Here is a 2,966-nt window from a genome sequence, read left to right on the forward strand (position 1 = left end):
GGCCTCCGGAGAGCACCAGCCTGTCGCGGGCGCGGGTGAGCGCCACATAGAGGAGGCGGCGGTACTCGGCGTCCTCGCGGGCCTTCACCTCCTCGCGCACGCGCTCGAAGCGGCTGGAGCGGAAGTCCTCCAGCGTGTCCGGCAGCCACGGGCGCAGCACCAGCCCCTGCGTCCGCTCGAACCAGGCGCGCGCGCTGGAGGAGCGCCGCCGCCCGCCCAGCGCCGGCACCACCACGATCGGCCACTCCAGGCCCTTGGCCCGGTGGATGGTGAGGAGCTGCACCGCGCGCGGATCTCCCGCCTCCAGCAGATCCGCCTGGGACTCGTTGGGCTCCTCGTTCGCCAGCCGCTGAAGCTCGCGGGCGAAGCTCATGCACGCCCCCGTGCCGCGCTCGTCCCGCCGATCCGCCAGCGCGAACAGCTTCTCCACGTTGGCGCTCGCCTGCTCCGCGTAGGGCGTGCCGGCGAGTGCCTCGCGGTAGCCCGTCGCGCCCAGCGCCACCTGGAGCAGGGCCCGTACGCCGAGCCGATCCCGCTCGCGCCGCAGCTCCGGCAGCACCGTGAGGAAGCGCTCCAGCCGCATCCGCTCGCCCTCGGGCAGCCCCTCCAGGGCGGAGCTGCCCAGGCGCTCCACCGCGAGCAGGGACAGGCCCTCGGGCCCCGCGAGCCGGAAGAGCGCGGCGTCCGACAGCCCCACCATCGGTGAGCGCAGCACCGCCGCGAAGGCCAGCGCGTCCTCGGGGTCCGCCAGCAGCGACAGCAGCGAAGCCAGGTCCAGCACCTCCTGCGCTCCGTAGAAGCCTCGCCCGCGCAGTACCCGGTGCGGAATGCCGTGGCGGATGAGCGCCTGCCGGTACACCTCCAGGCTCGAGAAGGTCCGGAAGAGCATGGCCACGTCGCCCCCCCGCGCCGGCCGCGGGCCCTCGCCGTCCTCGCGCGCCACGCACGGCTCCGCGCCGGGAGCCAGCATCACCTTCAGCCGCTTCGCCACCGCGTCCGCGTCCGCCAGCCGCAGCTCGCTCGTGGAAAGCTCATCCTCCAGTTGGAGCCGCTCCACCACCGGGGCGGGCACGGGCTCTCGCACCGCCAGCAGGTCATCGCCCTCGGGGGAGTAGACCACCTCGTAGGGACGCGCCCCGCCCTCCCCGCCCACCAACACGCCCGCGAAGGCCCGGTTGAAGAACTCGAGCAGCGGCGGCACCGAGCGCCGGTTGTGCTGGAGGTAGTCGCGCACCCCGCCCTCGGCTTCGATCTTCTTCGCCAGCACCTCGAAGACGGAGACGTCCGCGCCGCGGAACTCGTAGATGGACTGCTTGCGGTCACCCACCGCGCACAGGAAGGCTGGCTCCAGCGGGAGCGCGTCCACCAGGCTCTCGTCCGGGCGCACCGGGCGCGGGCCGTCCTCGCGCTTCTCGGCCAGCAGCAGCACCAGCTCGAGCTGGAGACGGTTGGTGTCCTGGAACTCGTCCACCAGCAGCACGCCCAGGCGCTCCTGCACCTGACGGCGGAAGTCCGGGAGGTCCCGCAGCAGGTCGCGCGTCTTCACCAGCAGCGAGGTGAAGTCCAGGGCGTTGCGCCGGTGGAGTTCCTCCTCGTGCCGCGCCGCCACCTGCGCGAGAAGCGAGCGGAAAGAGGCCTCGAAGGGCGCCGTGCGCCACCCGGCGTACGCATCCTCCAGCCGCATCACCGAGCCATCGCTCTTGCCGAAGAGGCTCCAGTACAACTCCTTCATCGAGTTGCCCGGCTCCTTCTTCAACCGGCGGACGTCTCGGCCGTCGTCGAGGAAGGCCGCCTTCATCGCCGGGAGCCGCTCGGGCTCGAAGCAGTTCTCCGGCGTGAGGCCCTTCAGCGCGCCCTCGAGCTGCTCGCGCAGGACGCTCCACTCGCCCTTGGCATCCAGCTCCTTCACGGTGGCGCACAGCTTGCGGCACCGCTCGACGAGCTTCTCCAGCCCGGCACGCGCCTCATCGAGGTCCGAGATGCGGGCCTCCGCGGGGCGCAGACCCTCCTCGCGCAGCTTGCCGTAGGCGGCGACCAGCGAGGACACCAGGCCCTCGGTGAAGTCCGAGCCGGAGAAGGTCAGCTCCTCGCACAGCTCGCGCACGCCCGGATCACCCACCTCCAGCGCCTCGAGCACCACGCGCTCGCACACGTCCAGCACGAGCGAGCGGGCCTCCAGCTCGTCGAGCACCTCGAAGGACGAATCCACGCCCGAGCCCGGCGGCGCCCGGCGCAGCAACTGGCCGCACAGCGAGTGGAAGGTGCCCACCGAAGCGGAGCCCAGGTCCTCGCGCAGGCCGCGCCAGTCCTCCCGCGAGGGGAAGGGACGGCCCAGCCGCTCGAGCGAGGCCCGCAGCTCCGGCTCCTGCGTGGCCTTGGGCTCGGACTGGACGAGCGCATCCAGGCGGGCCCGGACGCGTGCGCGCATCTCCGCGGCGGCCTTGTCGGTGAACGTCACCATGCACAGCCGCGAGGTCCGCAGGGGCTCGGCCCCCGCGCGCGCCCCGGCCAGCAGGTGCAGCGTCATCGTCACCAGGCTGTACGTCTTGCCCGCGCCGGCACCCGCCATCAGGGCGAGGTTCTTCTCCAGCGCCAGGAGGGTCGGGTCACTCACGAGCACCCTCCTCCTCCACCAGCCGCCGCTCGGTGATGCGGCACGCGGGGCGGTAACCACAGCTCCCGCAGTCCTTCGGCCTCATGGCGAACTCTCCCGCCCTCACCGTCCGCACCAGTGCCTCCACCGCGTTGGCCAGGTTCGGCTTGGCCTCCGCCGCCAGCTTCGCCCGAACCTCCGGCTCCGTGGCCAGCAGGTCCTCCAGCTCGATCGCGTCCTTCTCCAGCACCTCGGACAGGTGGATGACCTCGCCCGTGCGCAGCGAGAACCACGCCGCCCGATGCGTGTTGCGGTGGCCGCTCGCCCGCGCCGCGTACAGGTACAGCGGGAGCTGGAAGTCCGAGTCCAACAG

Annotated in this window: 2 protein-coding genes; both read right to left on the reverse strand. The window is 72.5% G+C overall.

Annotated features, from left to right (window positions below; translation table 11 throughout):
- On the reverse strand, window positions 1-2,569 hold a 2,569-nt coding region (locus VF794_RS16525; RefSeq protein WP_331111503.1), incomplete at its 3' end, for a UvrD-helicase domain-containing protein.
- Between the two features lie 37 nt (window positions 2,570-2,606).
- Window positions 2,607-2,966, reverse strand: a 360-nt coding sequence (locus VF794_RS16530) for a PD-(D/E)XK nuclease family protein (RefSeq protein ID WP_331111501.1), incomplete at its 5' end; no start/stop codon positions are given.

Origin of the sequence: Archangium sp. (assembly GCF_036389735.1) — a bacterium.
Lineage (GTDB): Bacteria > Myxococcota > Myxococcia > Myxococcales > Myxococcaceae > Archangium.